Annotated in this window: 16 protein-coding genes; 6 read left to right on the top strand and 10 right to left on the bottom strand. The window is 68.0% G+C overall.

Annotated elements, in window-relative coordinates; all coding sequences use genetic code 11:
• Nucleotides 1-15 precede the first annotated feature (15 nt).
• From OHB24_RS35620 to OHB24_RS35635, 4 genes are all read right to left on the bottom strand, one after another.
• Nucleotides 16-1,104, bottom strand: coding sequence for a hypothetical protein (locus tag OHB24_RS35620; protein ID WP_327635304.1), 1,089 nt, complete (start codon nt 1,102-1,104; stop codon nt 16-18).
• A gap of 112 nt (nt 1,105-1,216) precedes the next feature.
• A complete protein-coding gene (locus OHB24_RS35625; protein ID WP_327635305.1) occupies nt 1,217-1,441 on the bottom strand; it encodes a hypothetical protein in 225 nt (74 codons plus the stop codon).
• Nucleotides 1,442-1,502: 61 nt separating this feature from the next.
• Nucleotides 1,503-3,986 (bottom strand): caspase family protein, encoded by a 2,484-nt coding sequence (locus OHB24_RS35630; protein ID WP_327635306.1) that lies wholly within the window; start codon nt 3,984-3,986, stop codon nt 1,503-1,505.
• A 25-nt stretch (nt 3,987-4,011) separates the two neighbouring features.
• Nucleotides 4,012-6,918: a helix-turn-helix transcriptional regulator gene (locus OHB24_RS35635; RefSeq protein ID WP_327635307.1), complete on the bottom strand. Its 2,907-nt coding sequence runs from the start codon at nt 6,916-6,918 to the stop codon at nt 4,012-4,014.
• Between the two features lie 253 nt (nt 6,919-7,171).
• Between OHB24_RS35635 and OHB24_RS35640 the strand changes: the two genes are divergently transcribed.
• The gene (locus OHB24_RS35640; RefSeq protein WP_327635308.1) at nt 7,172-8,119 is read left to right on the top strand and encodes a hypothetical protein; all 948 of its coding nucleotides are present in this window, start codon (nt 7,172-7,174) and stop codon (nt 8,117-8,119) included.
• Here the strand turns inward: OHB24_RS35640 and OHB24_RS35645 are convergent.
• The gene (locus OHB24_RS35645) at nt 8,098-8,988 is read right to left on the bottom strand and encodes a hypothetical protein (protein ID WP_327635309.1); all 891 of its coding nucleotides are present in this window, start codon (nt 8,986-8,988) and stop codon (nt 8,098-8,100) included. The two genes, OHB24_RS35640 and OHB24_RS35645, sit on opposite strands and share 22 nt — an antisense overlap.
• A 749-nt stretch (nt 8,989-9,737) precedes the next feature.
• On the opposite strand from OHB24_RS35645, the gene OHB24_RS35650 reads away from it, so the two are divergent.
• Both OHB24_RS35650 and OHB24_RS35655 read left to right on the top strand, forming a co-directional pair.
• Entirely contained in the window at nt 9,738-10,727 is a 990-nt protein-coding gene (locus OHB24_RS35650) for an SDR family oxidoreductase (RefSeq protein WP_327635310.1), read from the top strand.
• Nucleotides 10,728-10,789: 62 nt separating this feature from the next.
• Nucleotides 10,790-11,347 (top strand): hemerythrin domain-containing protein, encoded by a 558-nt coding sequence (locus OHB24_RS35655; RefSeq protein ID WP_327635311.1) that lies wholly within the window; start codon nt 10,790-10,792, stop codon nt 11,345-11,347.
• An 80-nt stretch (nt 11,348-11,427) separates the two neighbouring features.
• On the opposite strand, the gene OHB24_RS35660 is transcribed toward OHB24_RS35655, so the two are convergent.
• The 3 genes from OHB24_RS35660 to OHB24_RS35670 form a co-directional block, all read right to left on the bottom strand.
• Nucleotides 11,428-12,018 carry a TetR/AcrR family transcriptional regulator gene (locus tag OHB24_RS35660; protein WP_327635312.1) on the bottom strand — a complete coding sequence of 197 codons (591 nt, stop codon included), beginning with the start codon at nt 12,016-12,018 and terminating at the stop codon, nt 11,428-11,430.
• Nucleotides 12,019-12,061: 43 nt separating this feature from the next.
• The gene (locus tag OHB24_RS35665; RefSeq protein WP_327635313.1) at nt 12,062-12,877 is read right to left on the bottom strand and encodes an oxidoreductase; all 816 of its coding nucleotides are present in this window, start codon (nt 12,875-12,877) and stop codon (nt 12,062-12,064) included.
• A 166-nt stretch (nt 12,878-13,043) separates the two neighbouring features.
• Complete coding sequence (locus OHB24_RS35670; RefSeq protein ID WP_327635314.1) at nt 13,044-13,217, bottom strand: CsbD family protein; 174 nt, start codon at nt 13,215-13,217, stop codon at nt 13,044-13,046.
• 273 nt (nt 13,218-13,490) lie between these two features.
• Between OHB24_RS35670 and OHB24_RS35675 the strand changes: the two genes are divergently transcribed.
• A complete protein-coding gene (locus tag OHB24_RS35675) occupies nt 13,491-14,090 on the top strand; it encodes a hypothetical protein (protein WP_327635315.1) in 600 nt (199 codons plus the stop codon).
• A gap of 72 nt (nt 14,091-14,162) precedes the next feature.
• Nucleotides 14,163-14,459 carry a chorismate mutase gene (locus OHB24_RS35680; protein WP_327635316.1) on the top strand — a complete coding sequence of 99 codons (297 nt, stop codon included), beginning with the start codon at nt 14,163-14,165 and terminating at the stop codon, nt 14,457-14,459.
• Nucleotides 14,460-14,489: 30 nt separating this feature from the next.
• On the opposite strand, the gene OHB24_RS35685 is transcribed toward OHB24_RS35680, so the two are convergent.
• Nucleotides 14,490-15,299, bottom strand: a complete 810-nt coding sequence (locus OHB24_RS35685) for a glycoside hydrolase family 16 protein (protein WP_327635317.1) — start codon at nt 15,297-15,299, stop codon at nt 14,490-14,492.
• Between the two features lie 43 nt (nt 15,300-15,342).
• The gene (locus tag OHB24_RS35690) at nt 15,343-16,974 is read right to left on the bottom strand and encodes an extracellular solute-binding protein (RefSeq protein ID WP_327635318.1); all 1,632 of its coding nucleotides are present in this window, start codon (nt 16,972-16,974) and stop codon (nt 15,343-15,345) included.
• 187 nt (nt 16,975-17,161) lie between these two features.
• On the opposite strand from OHB24_RS35690, the gene OHB24_RS35695 reads away from it, so the two are divergent.
• Nucleotides 17,162-18,220, top strand: coding sequence for a LacI family DNA-binding transcriptional regulator (locus OHB24_RS35695; protein WP_327635319.1), 1,059 nt, complete (start codon nt 17,162-17,164; stop codon nt 18,218-18,220).
• The last annotated feature ends 1 nt before the right edge of the window (nt 18,221 follow it).

An 18,221-nucleotide genomic window follows, 5' to 3' on the forward strand; every position in this document is an offset into this window, starting at 1 on the left:
TCCTCACACCGTCTCCTACTGTTCTGACGGACGGCCGCCGGGACGCAGGTCTCCGAGAAGGTGCAGGACCGCCCCGACGATCCGCTTGAGCTCGGCCGGATCGTCGACCAGGGTCGCGACTTGCTGGGAGCCGCCGTGGTCACCCGGCGCCTTCTCCAGACCGTCCGAGATCGTCAGGTCGCCGAACACCGTCCCCAGTACGTCGGCGGCCACCGCGGCGGCGTCCTCGCCGCGGTCGATGCGCGCGATCATGACTTCGATCGCGAGGCTCGCCAACTCACGCAGTACCGTCTCGTCCTGCTCGTACGAGTCCACCAGCGGCAACGGCTTCGGTTCCGGGTTGAGGTCGGTGAAGGTGGGCGCCTGCTTACGACCGAGCGGGCGCTCGACGTACTTCTCGTACCACTCGGGCCTTCTGCGCATCTCGATCAGGACGATCTCGACCTCGCGGGCGACCACGGTCTCGCGGACGGCGTGATCCCCGGTCAGGCCGGCGCGCCGCTCGGCGAAGGCGTTCAGTGGCCAGAGCGAGCATCCCGCCGTGGCATCGGTACCGACCCATTCCAGGATCGCCTTGGCCAGGTCGACCAGCCAGGCGTCCCGGCCGAGCGCGTCCGCGAGCCAGCCCGGTACCCGGGGCCGCTGGGACGCGCCACGTGCGCCGCGACGTCGGCGGTACGCCTCGATGGTGGCACGCCGGAGCCGGGAGGCGAGCCAGCCCTCGAGGTTCGCGATCGGCACGTGCGCGTGGGCGAACAGGTCCTCCAGAACCCCGTCGACGTCGTCGTGGAAGCGGTCCAGGCAGTCCGGCAGCATCCGCCGCGGCGTGGTGGCGCACTCGTAATGGCCGCGCCTGCGCTCGATCGGCCTGCTCACGCGCTCGTACACCAGTGGCCCGGCGATCTCGGCAGCGCCCGCACGCAGCCTCCGCCGCTCGTCCCGGGACGAGCCCCGGAACTGTTCGGTGAGTTCGCCCGCGCCGGCGAGGCGGCGTACCTCGTCCGCGGCGGAGGACGGCTCGGCAATGTAGGTCACGGCGCGCTCCTCTGCGTCGACGGCGCGGTTCAGCGCCTGCACCGATCGTCGACGTCCAGAAATGCGCATTGAATGACAATGGAGACAGATACCGGAAAATGCGTAAACGCCCGAGGAATGGGGTCGTGGAATACGTACGGGCCGGGTCCGGACGCGGACCCGGCCCGTCCTCACGGGAGCGTCAGGACATCTCGCTCGGCCGCGGTCCCGTCGTCAGGTCGAGGACCACGCAGGCCGCGGCCGCGCCGTTGAGGAAGACCGTGACGCCTTGCCCGGTAACGTCGTACAGCTGGAGCTCGACCGTCGTACCGTTGCTCATCGCTTCGCGTACCAGCCGGGCGACACCGTCCGCGTCCGCGTCCGCGATTCCCCACTCCTGCTCGCCGATGACAAGTTTCTTGTTCATGTCGCTACCTTTCGATGATGCTCGCAGAAACGAGCGTTTAATGGGCGGCTCGGGCGGCTTCTCAGCCCACCGTCTCGACCGAGAATGTGAAGGAGAAATCCTGCGGGTGCCGCACGTGGCGGCCGATCCCGAACTCTTCCTGTGCGAGCAGGGAGGTGCGGTAGAGCCCGATGCTCTGTCCGACCGCGGCCGTCAGCAGCTCGTACGCCGTGTTCACCAGCACAGCGCCGGCGCTCGCGGCCGCTACCGCCACGGCGGCGTGCGGCGCGGTCAGCGCGAGCCCGGCCAGCTGAGCGCCGGCGGCCTGCACCGTGGGGTCACCGAACTTCTGCTCGAGCAGGTCGCTGAGCGCGAGACTGCCCGTCGTGTCACGCGAGACCCAGACTGCGATGTCGAGGAACTCCACCGCAGGTCCGTGATAGATCAGCAGGTTGTCGAGCGGGAGCCGCTCGTCGTCGCGGATGTTGCTGAACCTCGTGGTCTGCGCCCGGTACACCGGCTGGTCACCGGCCCCACCCGTCAGTACGACCGCGTCCACCCGGACGTCGGCGCTACGCAGCGCCCGGTTGCGATGCACGATCAGTTCGGCGATCCGGACGGCGACTTTGCCCGGCGCCACGCCGCGCGGAGACAGCAGTCGTACCGGTTCCTCCGGCCGGTCGTCGATCAGGAACCCCGCCTGCTCCCTCAGCGGCCTCGGCGTCGGGTTCAGCATGAAGTCGATCGGCTCGACCGCGTAGCGCACGGTCGCCGCCTGAGCGTCTCCGACATCCCGACTCGTCCCGTTGGCGATCTGGATCAGCAAGCGTTCGAGTTCGGAGGCGCCGTCGCGTGCTTTTGCGGTTCGTACGCCCTGTTGCTGCAGCGGTCCGACGTCCACCGGCCCGTCGCTGATCAGAGCGATGACCGTCTCCGGCCGCGCGACTGCCGTCGCGACACCTTCCGGCCAGGTCATCTCGACGCCGGCGAGCCGCCGCTGGTCCTCGTTCCAGCCGTACGTGTACGAGGCGCGTGGAGCGAGCCGCACGCCGCCTGGGTCGGCCGCAGTGAGAACCGAGATGCGCGACGCGATGCCGATGTCGATCAACGACACGTACATCGCCTGATCACCGATGTTGCGCAGCCGGAAGAACACGCGTTCCTTCTCGTCCGCGAACAGCAACGCTCCGGTGAGCGGAAGTCGCTCCTCCTCGCCGTCGCTTACCCGACCCCACTCGAGCTCGACACCGTGCGACAGCGGCCGGTCCGGATCGCCGGCCAGCCGACGCAGCGCCACCGCCTGGGCGATCCGCTGCAGGTTCGACATGATCGAGTTGATACCGAGCTGCGTCGGCGGGTACGGAGGATGCAGCGGCACACCGTCGTCCGTCACCACCAGTTCGCCCTGCGCGTCGACGGCAACGCCTATCGACGCCTGTGCGTCCGGGCGCAGCTGCGGGCGCAGCGACATCGCCTTGGCCAACTCCTCGCTCACGGGATCACCCTGCGGAAGCCGTACCGCCAACGCGGGCGCCGTGACGCTGACGCAGTACGCGAGCGCGTCCGGGGGGAGCGTCTGGCCAGACGGCTCACTGTCGAACTTTGCGAGCGCGACCGTCGGCAGGACATGGTCCACCGTCGCAGCTCCGATCGCCGGCCCGTCCTGCGGACCGGTCGCCGACGCCGGCATGATGGCGAACCTGTCGCCGACGCCCACGCCCAGGAGCGGCGCACCGAGCAACTGGATCCGATCCGGTCCGTCGGCCGCGACCGGCAGCACGCCCAGTGGCTCGACATCGGTTGTCTCGAACGGCTGCCGCTCCGCCGGGCCTTCGGCCTCCGGCCGTTGAGCGGGCGCCAGGTCCTGCACGTCCCGCCGTACCGCGTCGATGAGCGTCGACCAGTTGACGCGCAGGTCCTGCGCGCCGCGGAGGGCGCGGGACAACGCGTCGGTCAGCAACCCCATCTCCACGCCGTCGCGGTTGATGCCCTCCCAGGCCAGCTCCGACAGCGCGCACGCGACCACCCGTACGGCTCGAGGATTACTGATCATCGGACGCTCGTCCACTCGCAGACCGGCTGCTACGAGTCCGTCCACGTGCTGCTCGACGACGTCGTAATTCACCGGCCTCAGGCGCGCCTTGACCCGGAGCCCGGCGTGACGGGACATGTGCGCGGCATGGCAGCAGTCGAGGACTACGGTGGCGTTGGCCGTACGGGCGCTGAGCCGGGCGAGCAGGACGGACAGCTCGATGCCGGTGATGCCGCGGAAGTCGTCGGAATCGGTGCAGTCGTCCGGCACGATGAACTGCAGGTCCCGGCTGCCCGGCCGCTGCAGCCGGCCGCCGTGGCCGCTGTAGTAGACGACGACCGCGTCGTCCTGACGAGCGTCGACGATGAGCTTCTCGTACGCGTCGAGGACCGCCGCGCGGGTGGCGTACGGTGTCACCAAGCGCTCGATCAGGAAGCCACGCGGTTCGAGTGCCCCCGCCATCGCCTCGACGTCATTGAGCACACCGGTCAGGTCGGGCGGCTGCGCGCCGATCAGCAGAGCTTTTCGCGTCATGCCCGTCTCTGACGGACAGATTTGCTCAGCGCAGCAAGGCTTCGTTGTGCGTCCGCGCCACCGCCTCACCGGCCCCGCGGACGCCCAGCTTTCGATAGATCGATCCGAGCTGTGTCTCAACGGTTCGCTGGGACACGGTGCGCGCAGCGGCGATCGCCGTGGCGTCGTTACCGTCGGCGAGCAAGCGCAAGGTCTCGAACTCCGCGTCGGTGAGGTTGTACGGTCGCTCGATCCGCGGCGCCCGATCCACGTCGAGTCCGATGCGCTTGGCCAATGCGGTCACCATGACCCGCAACGGGTCGGCGCGGAGTTCCACAGCCACGCGATGTACGTGACGGAGGATCGCGCGCGCCGCCGTCCGGTCATCAGTCGCGGCTGCCTGACGGAATCGGGCGTACGCGACGGCGTACGGACGATCCAGCTCCGCCCATCCGGTCGCGACCTCGCTCCATAACGCGGCGGTGCCGGCGCGCCGGATGCGCTGTCGCTCGGCCTTGCACAGCCGTACGAGCTGTTCCGTCTCAGCCCCTGACGGGACCGGGTGGGCATCCCAGCCCTCGTGAGCGAGCCAGTCGCCGGTACGCACCGCCGCGGCCCGATCGGCATCGTTCGCACCCCGCCGAGTGGCCTGGTCTGCCGCGCTGCGGAGACCCACCGCACACAGTCGCAGCAACTCCACGGCGTTCTCGCTGCCTCGGACAACCTCGACGCCACGCTTCACCTCGTCCACCGCGCGGAGCAGGTCACCTTCACCGAGCGCCAACTCGGCTCGGACGGTGTGCAGCGGCCCGATGAAGCGCGGATCCTCGCCGGGCTCGACGGCGGCGATCGACGCGAGCAGCTCGCGCGCCTGGTCGTACTCGCCACGCGCCACCTTGATCTCGGCGAGGGTGAGGCGCGGATAGAGGCTCTCGGCGACCGGCCGATCCAGCGACACCTCGGTGATGATGCGCTCGGCATCGTCCCACTCCCCCAGCAGTACGAGCGCGACGCTGCTGTTGTTCGCCAGGATCGTGCCCTGTCTGGTGTTCGCGAGGTCGAGGGTCCGTGCCTCCTCGAGTCCGCGTTTCGTCACCTCGGCCGCTTCCCGCAGACGGCCGGCGTGCTCGAGCACGAGCCCGAGATTGCCGTACGCCCGGAACAGATCCTCGATGTGGTGCACCGAATGCGCGATGTCGACTGCCTGCCGGAGCCGCTCTGCGCCGCCCGGCTCGTCGAGCATTTCCAATGCGAGGCCGGAGATGTTCAGCGCGCGACCTTCCTCGGCCCGCGCTCCGACTTCGACTGCCATCGCCAGCGCCTTGTCGGCCTCCGTACGGCCTTCCGCGTAGCGACCGGCCCGCAGCCGGGCGAGCCCGACCCCGGCGAGGACACGTGCCTTCATCGCGGAGGACGGCTGCCCCTCCAGCAGCCTCGCGGCCTCGTCGAAGGCGTTCGTGGAATCGCCGATCTCACCGGCTTCCCAGAGGTACGTGGCAAGTCTCTCCTGCAGCTCGCCGAGCCCATCCGCCGGGTAGCCGTCCGGCGCTTCCGAGACTGCCTGCCCGATGTACTTGATGGCTAGACCAACGTGCCCCGACCAGCGCGCGGCGTCAGCGGCCTCGATCAGCAACCGGACACGTCCGATGCCGGCCACCGCCTCGGGATCATCGACCTGCTGCCACAACTGCAAGGCCCGGCCGAACTGCACCTCCGCGGACGGAAACGCCAAGGTACGCGCGGCGAGCTGCCCAGCCAGCACGGCGAACGCGAGCGCCTTCGGCCGGACGCCTGCCTGGAACCAGTGGCTGGCTTGCTCGGCGGTCGCCGAGCCCTCGGTGAGACTCAGTCGCGCGTCGGACGCCAGCGCCTCCGCCATTGCGATATGCAGATCGACCTGCGTGTCGCGCACCGTCGTCTGGTACACCGCCTCGCGCAACAACGCGTGCCGGAACCGGTAGACGTCCTCGTTGTGTCCGGCGATGAGCATCTGGCGGTCGAAGCACTCCTGCACCGCCTTGTGCAACGCATCCGCGGGCAGGTCGCTGACCGTACGCAGCAACCGCCGACTCATCGCACGACCTGCGACGGCCGCCACTCGCAGTACATTCAGCGCGTCGGTGTCCAGACCTGTGAGTCGAGCGAGCACCACCGACTCCATGTCGGCGGGAAGCCGAGTGTCCTCCTGGTTCTCCAGCGCGCCGGTGGCGATCAATTGCTCCGCGTAGAAGGCGATTCCGTCGGACCACTCGAAGCAGCGCTCGACGAGTTCCGGTTCGCACCGGCCGCCGTTCACCGAGTCGAGGAACTGGCTCAGTTCCTTCAGAGTAAAGGCGGGCAGTTCGATGCGCTCGGTCCGCCGCTGGAACGCCGTCCCGGCCATCAACTGCCACAACGGGTTGTCACGGCTCACCTCGCGGGTGCGATAGGTGCAGACGAGCATCAACCGACGGTCCTCCTGGCCGGCCTGGCCGAGGTGCCGCACAAGGTCGAGCGTCGACGGATCCGCCCAGTGCAGATCCTCGATGATCAGCACAACCGGCGCGTCCGCACCGAGGTCGTCCAGCATCCGGCGTACGGCGAGGAAGACCTGTTGGGGACTCTTCATCGAGTCGACGCCCAGGTCGAAGAAGTCGATCAGCCGCTGGTAGGCCGGTCCGCCGATCGCGCGGGCCCGCTTGCTGCCGCGTTCCCGTCCGAACGTCTCCAGCAACTCCAGCAACGGACCGTACGGCATCGGATCACCGAAGTGCTCCTCGCAAGCTCCGGAGAGCACATGGGCACCACCGGCGCGCGCCGACTCGGCGAACAGCGCGACCAGCCGGCTCTTGCCGACTCCGGCGTCACCACCCACCAGCACGGTCCGGGCATGACCGTCTCGTACATCGGCGAGCCGCCGCCCCATCAACTCCCGTTGCTCGTCCCGACCGACGAACGCCGCTTCCCCCGGCAAAGCTCAACGCTCCCAGAGATCGGCGGCATCCCACGGCGCCACGTCGCTGTGCGTAATCCCCACCCATCGCTTATACCACGCAGCCACGCACCGCGTCCCGTGTTCGGCCCTGTGCTCGTCTCCGGGTTCGGGCCGACGTCGGGTGATTGACATCTACGGGGAGTCACGGTTTGGTTGGGCGTGGGGGGCGAGACCAAGACATGAATCCAGTGCAGAAACCAGAGCCCGGTAACCTCTCGGCGAGGTCCGGGGCATGACCGCCCGGGTCGAACTGCTCGCGAAGGAGCTGGACAACCTGCATCGCGGCCGCGGCGTGTATGCGGCCGACGTGGTGGACCGTCTGGGTCCGTGGTTGTCGGCGCTGATCTTCGGCGACAACGAGCCAGACCGTGCCCTCGGCCGCGGGCTCATCAGCGCCCATCTGTTCGACGCCGCGAGGACCCTGCAACCCGATCTCGAGAAGGTCTTCCTGGCCGGGCTCGGGGTCGGCGACGACTCGCCGTACCTGACCGCCAGGCTGGAGAAGGTCGGCATCGAACTCGACCGTGGTCCGCGAACGATCCTCCGCCGGCTCCGCGAGGCGAACCGCGCCGTCGCCCAGGTCCTGGAGCGCAGGACCCGGGTCGGTGACGACCAGAATCCCCTGGTGGCAAGGGGATGGTACGTCGACCGGATCGAATCGCACGCGATCATCGGGGACCGACCACAGTTCATCGGCATCCGGGACATCCACGTCACGCAGAACGGTTTGACGACACTGTGCGAGTCCTTCAGCGTCCCGCATGTCGTCGGCGGTCCGGACGGTGCGGGGATCGAGGTCGAGCCGACCGAAGGCTGCGAAGAGATCGAGATCGACCGGTACTCGGCCAGTTCCTGGTTGCTCACCATGCACCTGCCCCGACCTCTCGACACCGGTGAGACGCATCGTGTCGGCGTCAGCGTGACAATGCCGTCCCGGGACTTCATCCGTCCGTACAACGCACTCGCCCCGGTCCGGCGCACCCGCTCCTTCCGCGCCAGCGTGCGTTTCGAGGACGGCGCCCAGGCCGGCCACGTCTGGCGATACGACGGTGTGCCGCCACCGGTCATCGAGGACCGCCAGCCAACCGGGCACAGCCTGACGCCCAACGACGATCACTGTGTCGCGGCGGATTGGCCGAACATCCGGCAAGGACTTGCCTACGGCATCGGCTGGGTCTGAACCTCCGCCAGGAGAAGCAAGTCGTCGAACACGTCCCCGACCGCGCACCTCGGCTCGGCCCCGAGAACCTCCATTGACGACTGGCGCAACGCCGTTTCGGTCGGCAACCCCGCAACGGTCAATCGGCGGAACCGCCGTCGGAACTCGTTGATCGTCACCACATCCGCGACCGGTGCCTGCGATGCCGCTGCCTGCTCGTGCTTGTCGTCCAGCGGCACCATGCACGTCCGCAACGGTTGCAGGATCGAGTCGTTCACCCACGCCTCGCCGGCTACCCGGCCGGCGACCTCGAGCACGGTACGAATGTTCGTCATCAGCTCCGCCTGCGCTGTGGACGTACCGATCACGCGCAGCACTCCGTCGTGCGCGCTCTTCTCACCGGACCACGCATCGACCGGCCACGCCGCACTGACGCGACCGTCCCGGCAGGCGTAGCCGCGCATCATCCGGAACAGCGTCCGCAACCAGGCGGCCTCGTCCTGCTCGGCCAGGGCGTCGTTCACCCGGCCCGCGATGCCGTCGTTCCGCGTCGGCTTCGCCGGCAGGCCACGGCGTACCCGAGCCTCCCGCTCGAAGTCCGCCACCTGCGATCCGACCACGCGACGGGCGTACCCGGGGCGCTCGGCAACCATCGCCAGAGACTGACCGAGCTGCTCGAGACGGTCGAGCACGCGGGCGTAGATGTCATGCATGATCCCCAGGCAGTCCGAGTCGCGGCAGACCTGGTGCACGGTCGCGGCCGTCGAGCTGTACGGCGCGATCCGCGTCGGGCAGGTGTTCGGGCCGGCGGCCCCGTGCGCGCGCCGCCGCAACGTCGCCGTGCCGAACCAAACGAACTCGGCAAGCAGCGGATCAACGGTGCCAACCATTCTGAGCGAGCCTCCCCCGACGAATCCACAGCACCGGAACCTCCAGCGCCGATCCATCGTGGGACGCAATTCCACGGGCACCTAGGAATCAGCTGGAATTGTCAGCTAATTGTCCGGTCCCGTGCGCACCGCCAGCTGCGAACCAATCTGACGGACAAGGCCCGTACAAGCCAGTAGGGTGCGACGCATCGCGTACGATGCGCCGCACCCTACTCGTCTTCGTCAATCGATCGATTCAATCCCCCGGAACGGTATCCAGCACACGTAAATCCTCCCCCCAACCATTCGAGACCGTTTGCGGAACGGCTCGAAATGTTCTTTCCCAAACCTTGGGAACGGCGTCAAAAACTAGCCGGATCGGCTAGTACCGTCCCTCTCTGGAGTTATCGTCCGGGAGCTCGATCTGTTACCGGGCGTCGCATTGCGAAAGTGTCACTGCGGCGGGGAAGCAGGCAGCGACGGCCAGGCTGTCCACGAAGTCGTTCATCTCGTGGTCCGAATGACCCTGGACCCAATGGAAGGTGATGTTCCGGCGCCGGTGAACTTGGCGTACCCGACCGCTTCGAAGGCCGCCATCTCCTCGTGCCGGGCCTGCACGGACCGCGGCTCGTTGCCGGCCGTCTCCCAGGCCGAGAGCAGTCGACCCGACCGGCCGGTACACGGGGTGTTCGGCAGCAAACAGGTTTCGAGGAGTCCGCGGTGGTCACCGGAAGGGCTTGATCGTCAGATCAGGCACCGAGGAGGATCGCGTGGGACAGGTTGTTGTGGTGACCGGCGCCAGTGGCGGCATCGGCCGGGCGAGCGCGGTCGCCTTCGCCCGGCGCGGCGACAAGGTCGCGTTGCTGGCCCGCGGCGAGTCGGGACTCGAAGGCGCCGTACGCGATGTCACCGCCGCCGGCGGGACCGGGCTCCCGATCCCGGTCGACGTCGCCGACCACGAACAGGTCGAGGCCGCGGCCGATCGGGTGGAGAAGGAACTGGGGCCGATCGACGTCTGGGTGAACGTCGCCTTCGCGTCGGTGTTCGCGCCGTTCCTGGAGATCGAGCCCAGCGAGTTCAAGCGCACGACCGAGGTCACTTATCTCGGGTACGTGCACGGAACGCGGGCTGCGCTACGCCGGATGAAGCCGCGCGATCACGGCACGATCGTGCAGGTGGGGTCGGCGCTCGCGTACCGCGGGATCCCGCTGCAGTCGGCGTACTGCGGAGCGAAGCACGCGACGCAAGGTTTCCATGACTCGCTGCGATGCGAACTGCTGCACGACAGGTCCAACGTGCACGTGACCATGGTCCAGATGCCGGCCGTCAACACACCACAGTTCTCCTGGGTGCTGTCCCGGCTGCCGAAGCACCCGCAACCCGTGCCGCCGATCTTCCAGCCCGAAGTCGCCGCGGACGCTGTCGTCTACGCGGCCGACCATCCGCGCCGGCGCGAGTACTGGGTCGGCGCGCCGACCGTGGCCACGCTGATCGCGAACAAGTTCGCCGCCGGACTCCTGGACCGCTACCTGGCGCGGACCGGTTACAAGGCGCAGCAGACCGACCAGCCCGCCGAGAAGGCCGCGAACCTGTGGCAGCCCGCCGACCAAGAGCGCGACTACGGCGCGCACGGAGCGTTCGACAACCGGTCGACGTCGCGCAGCTTCCAGACCTGGGCCTCCAGGCACCGCGGACTGATCGGCGCACTCGCCGCCGGCGCCACGGCGGCAGCCGTCTCCTTGACCCGCAACCAGCGATAGCAGAACGGCCGCATACGCCGGGGGTACCGGTCGGACACCACACCACCTGAAGGGACAATGAGATGCCCGTCGATGTAGTCGACCTGATCATGCAGGACCACCGTGAGGTCGAGCGTTTGTTCGACGAGCTCAAGGACAGCCCGGAGAAGCGCCCGAACCTGCTACCGGTGCTGACCACCTTGCTGACCGCCCACAGCCGCGCAGAGGAAGCCGAGGTCTATCCGGTCGCCGCAGCGGAGGCCGGCGAGAAGGACGAGGTCTCGCACAGCCAGCAAGAACACATCGAAGCCGACCAGCTGCTCGCGAAACTCGCCGCGACTGATCCGACCTCGGCCAAGTTCGACTCCGCGCTGCAGAACCTGATCGACGCGGTGTCGCATCACGTCGAGGAGGAAGAGACCAAGGTCCTGCCCGGAATGCGCTCCAATCTGTCCGACGAGCGCCGTACCGAGCTCGGCGAAGCCTTCGTTGCCAGCCGCAAACAACACCTCGGCGAACAGCCCGGCGACATAACCCGGGACCAACTCGCCCAGCAGGCAACCAACGCGGATATCTCCGGAACGTCGGGGCTGAGCAAGGACGAGCTGCAGCAGAAACTGCAGAGCGAAGCGGAAAGCTGACCCTCAAGCGTGCCTCGGCCCCCGTCCCGTTGGCGTCTGTCACGCAAGGAGGCGCGATCGCTCGTCGAAGGTTTGCGCGGTTATGGTCGGAGCTTGGGGTCCAGCAGGGCCAAGGCGTTGCTGAGGCCCTGCGCGAGGAGGTCGTCGGAGAGCTTTCGGTCCGTCAGGGCTCGGGAGAGCTGCAGCGTCCCGGCCATCAGACCGAGGAGGCTGAGCGCCTTCACGCGCGCCGAGATCGGGTCCTCGGGCGTCATGCGGGCGGCGAGGCCGTCGATGACGCGCAGCACGCCGTCGGTGTACGCCTGCCTGGTGGTATCGCCGCTGCGCGCGATCTCGTCCAGGAGGGCGGCGTTGGGGCAGCCGTCGACGGGATTGTCCCGGTGGTCGGGCGACAGATACCAGCGCACGATCTGTTCAAGGCCGGCCAGGCCGGGCGCGGCCTGCTCGACGATGTTCGTGTGCAGCGTGTGCAACTGCTCGGTGATCGCGGTGTCGACGAGGTCGTCCTTGGAGGCGAAGTGGGCGTAGAAGGCGCCGTTGGTCAGGCCCGCGTCCTTCATCAGCGTCGCGACGCCGGAGCCGTCGATGCCGTCGCGCTTGAACCGCCGACCGGCCGTCGTGATGATCCGCTGCCGCGTTTCCTGCTTGTGTTCCTTCGTGTACCGCACCATGTGTGCCTCCTCCGTCTCGTCGGGCCTGTGCATTCGGCAGCGGTCAGCTCGGCATCCGGTTGAATCTGCGGATGACGCGGTCGAAGATCCGGGGCGGGGCGGCGCGGTACACCGCGTTGACGGTCCGGGCGGTCGTACCGGCGGTGCGCCGTAGTTTCGGGTTCCGGTCGGTGACCGCCGCGACGATCACCTTGGCGACGACGGCGGGGTCGTCGCCGCTGCTGAGGTTCTTCTCCAACAGTTCGTCGTAGTTGCGCCGTCCCGCGGCGTAGAGCGGCATGGGGGTGTCGGCCTCCACGCTGTGGCCTGCGAACGGGGTGTTGATCGGCCCGGGCTCGACGAGCAGGACCCGTACGCCGTACTCGCGGACCTCGTGGTCCAGCGACTGGGAGTAGCCCTCGACCGCGTACTTGGTCGCGACGTAGACGGTCATGAACGGGCTGGGGACGAACCCGCTGAGGGAGGAGAGATTGATGATGCGCCCGCTGCCTTGGGCGCGCATGTGCGGCAGGACCGCCTTGGTCGTCCGCATGACGCCGTAGACGTTGATGTCGAAGATGTCCTGCGTCTGGGTGATCGAGAACTCCTCGGCTGCGCCGGTTGAGCCGACGCCGGCGTTGTTGACCAGTACGTCGATCTGTCCGAAGCGGTCGATCACCTGCTTGACCGCCGATGCGACCGATTCGTCGCTGGTCACGTCCAGGTCGAGGTAGGTCACGCCAGCCGGTGCGGTGAGGTGCGCGGTGTTGCGGCCGGTTCCGACCACCTCGAAGCCCGCGGCAGCCAGCGCGACCGCAGTCGCCTTGCCGATGCCTGAGGTGGCGCCTGTCACGAACGCGATCGGGCGAGTTCCTGTCATCACGGGCTCCATGAGGGTTTGTATTACGACCGTACGTCTTACGTTCATACGACCATAGCCCTCGGTGAGCACGCGGGCAAGCCCGGCTGGAAATCAAAGGCCTCTTCAGATGCGACGGATCCCCGCTCGAGGAGCGGGGATCCTGGAACAGGTCAGAGGCGGCGCGTCAGTCCTTGAACGCGTCCTTGACCTTCTCGCCGGCCTGCTTGAGATCGGCCTTCGTCTTCTCCGCCTGGCCTTCGGCCTGCAGATCGCGATCGTCGGTCGCGTCCCCGGCCTTCTCCTTCATCTTGCCCTTCGCCGACTCCGCGGCGTTCTTCATCTTGTCTCCGGTATCCATGGTGTCTCCCATCGTCAGTTCCGTCGCCGGACACACCGGCTTCGGATGAACGGGACCGCCCCCCAGACGGCACGCCACCGACTGTGATCACAACCCCTCCAGCAGATGCGACCAGTCAGCATCCGCCCACTGCCGGACGGCACCAACCCGGTACCCGCGCCCCACTCCGCCAACCCCGAACCCCAGGCGGATTGTGCGTGGGTACCAGGTGATGCGGCATCTGTCTGGACGGTGGTTTCGCCGATTGGTGGTGGGGCGGTTAGGGTCTCCCGCGTGTCCAGCTTCGATGTCGCCGCATCAGACCCCACCGTGCAGGATGTAGAGGATCGCGCTTGGCGCGACGTGTCCGATGTCGGTGTCGCCGCCGCCCGCATCGAGTGGGCGGGCGCCGCGCGGGAGCTGCTGATCGTCGCCGCCAAGAAGTACCAGGCACTCAGGCAGCAGAAGGACATCGCCGCGGGCGTCCAGGAGTTGACCGGCATCCGTACCAAGCAACCGACCCGGCACTGGATCGGTGGCGTGCTCGCCGAGGTGTCCGCGGAGAGCCTGCGGCGGGGTGAGCCGATGTTGTCGGCGCTGTGCGTCAACCCCGACGAGAGCGTCTTCGACGGGTACGCCGCCATCGTGGGTGCGGCAACTGGTACCACTCCCCCGGACGCGGATGTGCACGCCTCCCACGAGCGCGTCGCCAGCTACCGTCACTTCGAGGCGGCAGGCCTGCCCGCCGACGGTGGCAGCGCGATGATCCCGCCGAAACTCGCCGCCGCCCGCGCGCGGGCCCGCAAGGCCGCGATCGCTGAGCGCCCGATCAACAAGTGCCCCATCTGCAACCTGCAGACCCCAGCCAACGGGATCTGCGACAACTGCGACTGACGGCAGTCGTCACCGCTCGAGGTGAACGGAGTGCCGACAAGTTCACGAGCGGCCCTGTGCCAGAGTGGTGACGTGACAGATACGGACGTCCCGGCTGAACTCGCCAGCCTGCGTAGCACGATCGACAACATCGACGCGGCGGTGGTGCACCTGCTTGCCGAGCGGTTCAAGTGCACCCAGCAGGTGGGTGCACTCAAGGCTCGTGGCGGTATGCCGCCGGCCGACAAGGCGCGGGAAGAGCGGCAGATCACCCGGCTTCGATCCCTGGCCACCGACGCCGGGCTGGACCCTGTGTTCGCGGAGAAGTTCCTCAACTTCGTCATCGCAGAGGTGATCCACCACCACGAACGGATCGCCGAAGGACGATGACCGGCCGGGCAGAGGGTACGTCGGGGTGGGTCAGTTGAGGTTTGCGTCCTGGTAGACGCGGACCGAGTCGATCTTGAACTGTTGGGGGAACGGGACGGTCGCGTCGGGATGGCCGATCCAGGAGGCGCCGACCGCGGTGTTCATGATGATGTGCATGGGTGTGTTGAAGTAGTTGCCTTGTGGGCTCATCTGGCAGGTCTGCTGCCCGTCGACGGTGAACGTCAGCGTCGGCCCGGGCTCCCAGATGACGCCGTACGTGTGGTAGCCGGCGGACAGGTCGACCGGGCTGACGTACTTGCAGCCCTGGTTGGCGCCGAGGTCAGGGCCGTTCGGGGTGTCCGCGTAATGCAGGGCGTGCTTCACCTCGTACGGCGTGTTCCACATCTCGGCGAAGTCGATCTCGTTGCCGCCCGGGCCCGGCCAGTTGTAGGTCGCGTTGCCCTGCAGCCAGAGTGCGGGCCAGATGCCGGTTCCCATCGGCGGCACCTTCGCCACCACTTCGATCTTGCCGTAGGTGAAGGAGAAGCGGCCCTTCGTCCACACCATGCCCGAGGTGTAGGGCTTGGAGCCGTACTGCCGCTTCTCGGTCGTCAGTACCAGATTGCTGCTGCTCGTCGTGACGTCGAAGGACGCGTAGGCCAGGTCGGTACCCGGACTGGTGGTGCCCTCGAGGGCGCCCCACTTCTGCGCGTCGAGCGTGCCGTCGAAGGTGTCACCCCAGATGAACTGCCAGTTGGGGGCCTGTTCCTGGACTGTGGCGGCGCCGGCCGCGGCCGGCATGGTCGCGGCGGCCGCGAGCAGTGAGACTGCGGCCAGCAGCCGCCCCATTCTGATGCGCATCGGACTCTCCTGTCGGTGGGATGGGTGGAGCAGATGTCAGTGCTCAGCGCTGCTTCGAGTACGCCGCTTCGAACTCGCCGCGCATCGTGTCGCCGCCGGACTGGCGCCAGTTGCCGACGACGCCGGACCAGTCGGTCACCGGCTTGTTGCCGCGGACGATCTCGCTCACCGCGCTGTTGAGGATCTTCGACAGGGCGGACCCCTTGGCTGCCCGGGTGGCCGAGTCCAGGCCGACGGTCGGATCCTCCACCAGCAGCGTCGCGGCCTTGCGGTGGAAGGCGTACTGCTTGTCGACTACTGCCTTCTCGCCGGGCCCGATGACCGGCGGGCTGTCGACGAGATACTGGAGAGGGATCTTGACGTCCGTCTCGCCCCGCTTGGTCGGCTTGGGTACGCCGTCCGTCATCGTGTAGTCGGTGCCCTCGACACCGAACTTGCGGAACAGATGCTCGGCGGTACCGAAGGGAGCGACCATCCAGTTCGCGATCGCCAGCAACTGCTTGACCCGTGCCTCGTCGCCCTTCTTGACGGCGGTGACGGCGAAGCTGCCGGACCCGGTGAACTGGCGTCCCTTTCCGGCCCCGTCGAACGCCGGGGCGATCATCGCGCCGACGTCGATCCCCTGGTAGGTGGAGAGCAGGATGTCCCAGGCCGCGTAGCCGTCGACCTTCAGGGCGATCTTCCCGGTGCCGAACCAGTCCCGGCCCTGCTGGAAGGTCGCACTGAACGTGTCGGGGTGGAAGACCCCCTTCTTGACCATCGCGGCGACAGCGTCGAGTGCCTGGGGATAGGCGTCCGTCTCGACGGCGTTGGTGAACTTGCCTCCGCTCACCTCCCAGCCGTTCGGGGCGCCGGCCATCGCCAGCGTGAACGCCAGAGCGCCACCGCCCCCGACACCGGTATCGCCGAGTGCCCAGCGTCCGGCCTTGGCATCGGTCAGGCCCTCGCACAGGGCCACGAACTCCTGGTGGTTCTGCGGCGCCGGATTGAGTGACCGCTCCGCGATCAGATCGTCGCGAGCGAACATGATGTTCCCGATGCTGGCCCGGGGTGTGGGCAGGCCGTAGATCCCGCCGTTCGCGATCATCGGCCGCCAGGAGAACTCCGGGATGCCGGCCAGGAACGGGTACTCCTTGACCGCGTCGCCCGACAGGTACGGAGTCAGATCCGCGAACTTGGCCTTCAGGACCGCGGGCAGGTTCGGGGTCCAGCTCTGCAGCATCACCAGGTCCGGCAGGTCTCCCCCGGCCAGCGTCGTGGTCAGCTTGGTGCCGTAGTCGGCATCCGGCACGATGTTGAACGCCAGTTCGGCGCCGACCCTGTCGTTGAGCGCCTGCCAGTAACTGTTGCTGCCCACGGCGGGCGGCACCGGGCTGAACGTGTTGACCAGGATGTCGACCTTCCCCGCGCCCGCGCCGGGCTTTCCGGTGATCGCCGAGACCGGGTCGGCCGGATAGCCGTAGAAGCCGGGCAGCAGGTTGTCGCCGGCTGCAAGATCCGGTTTGACTCCGCCGAACGGGACGTACGTCGGCAGCTTCAGCCGGGCGTTGGCGGCACTCACGTCAGCAGTGCCGCCGCCGCAGGCCGCGGTGAGTGGTGCGATCGCGGCGGCGAGCGACAGCGCTCCCGCGCCACGCAGGAGGTCCCGACGGCTCAGGACCGGGTGCTGGGTCACTTGCGATTCTCCCTTCGTGGGATCTGACGTTGATAAGGCGCATCATCAGATGGCTGGTGACACTAGAGTCGGGTCTCCACGACTGTCAACACCTCGCAAAGAAGCCGCTCTGTTGACCCGGGAGCAACGGTTGACTACCGTGAGCGGCGCCCGATGATGATGCGCGATATCAGATTGGAACCATCGCATGAACGATGCCGGAGGTCCGCGGAAGCGGCCGACCCAGGCCGATGTGGCCCGGCTGGCGAAGGTGTCCCCCGCTGTGGTCTCGGCGGTGGTCAACGGCCGCACCGGCACGGGCGTCCGGGTGGGCGACAGCACCGCGGCCCGGGTCGAGCAGGCGATCCGGCAGCTCGGCTATGTGCCGAACGTCGCCGCCCGCAACCTGGCCGGGGGGCGCAGCAACATCATCGGCGTGTTCACCTACGAGGCGCTGTTCCCGATGGACGCGATGAACTTCTACCACCCCTTCCTGACCGGGGTGGAGGAGGCCGCGGAGGACCTCGACTGCCATCTGCTGCTCTTCACCGGCTCGCACATCGACGGCCGGCGCCGGGCGATCTACAAGAACGGGCTCAACACCCTTCAGCTCGCCGACGGAGCGGTCATCGTCGGTCAGGCCGAGGACCGCGACGAGCTCGCCGCGATGCTCCGCGAGGGCTTCCCCGCGGTGTTCATCGGCCGCCGCGAGCTGGCCAGTATCGAGACTTCGTACGCCGCTGCCGACTACAGCACCGCCACCCGCCAGTTGGTCGAGCGGATCAGCGGGTTCGGACATCGCCGGATCGCGCGGCTGCACGGCGGTTCGAGCCACGAGTCGATCATCGACCGCGACACCGGCTTCACCGCTGCCCGTGATCAGCTCGCCGACCGGCTCGACGCAGCCGACGTGTTCGTCACGCCCAACGCCAGTGCCGTCACCGAGCTCGTCCCCCGACTGGTCGAGCAGGGCTATACCTGCCTCATCGCCGACGACTGCGAGCGAGCCGGCGACGCCTGTGCCGCCGCCGAGGAGCTAGGTCTGTCCGTGCCGCGCGACCTGTCCGTCGCGGCCCTCAGTGAGTTCTCCCTGGTGCCCACCGTCCGCGATGTCACCACCGTCGTCACCCCTGGCCGGGAGATGGGTGTCGCGGCGGTGCGGCTGCTGGCCGACATCCTCAAGAACCCCTCCGACCGATCGCCTCGCCGCACTGTCATCGAGTGCGGGATCCGCGACGGCGAAACCTTGGCCGCGCCCCGCGGCTGAA

The sequence above is a fragment of the Kribbella sp. NBC_00482 genome, from assembly GCF_036013725.1.
Classification (GTDB): domain Bacteria; phylum Actinomycetota; class Actinomycetes; order Propionibacteriales; family Kribbellaceae; genus Kribbella.

Coding starts and splice junctions, on each gene's coding strand:
- OHB24_RS35670 (WP_327635314.1), bottom strand. CDS start 13,217: ATGGATACCGGAGACAAGATGAAGAACGCCGCGGAGTCGGCGAAGGGC.
- OHB24_RS35620 (WP_327635304.1), bottom strand. CDS start 1,104: ATGCGCATTTCTGGACGTCGACGATCGGTGCAGGCGCTGAACCGCGCC.
- OHB24_RS35645 (WP_327635309.1), bottom strand. CDS start 8,988: ATGGTTGGCACCGTTGATCCGCTGCTTGCCGAGTTCGTTTGGTTCGGC.
- OHB24_RS35625 (WP_327635305.1), bottom strand. CDS start 1,441: ATGAACAAGAAACTTGTCATCGGCGAGCAGGAGTGGGGAATCGCGGAC.
- OHB24_RS35655 (WP_327635311.1), top strand. CDS start 10,790: ATGCCCGTCGATGTAGTCGACCTGATCATGCAGGACCACCGTGAGGTC.
- OHB24_RS35685 (WP_327635317.1), bottom strand. CDS start 15,299: ATGCGCATCAGAATGGGGCGGCTGCTGGCCGCAGTCTCACTGCTCGCG.
- OHB24_RS35665 (WP_327635313.1), bottom strand. CDS start 12,877: ATGACAGGAACTCGCCCGATCGCGTTCGTGACAGGCGCCACCTCAGGC.
- OHB24_RS35660 (WP_327635312.1), bottom strand. CDS start 12,018: ATGGTGCGGTACACGAAGGAACACAAGCAGGAAACGCGGCAGCGGATC.
- OHB24_RS35630 (WP_327635306.1), bottom strand. CDS start 3,986: ATGACGCGAAAAGCTCTGCTGATCGGCGCGCAGCCGCCCGACCTGACC.
- OHB24_RS35695 (WP_327635319.1), top strand. CDS start 17,162: ATGAACGATGCCGGAGGTCCGCGGAAGCGGCCGACCCAGGCCGATGTG.
- OHB24_RS35640 (WP_327635308.1), top strand. CDS start 7,172: ATGACCGCCCGGGTCGAACTGCTCGCGAAGGAGCTGGACAACCTGCAT.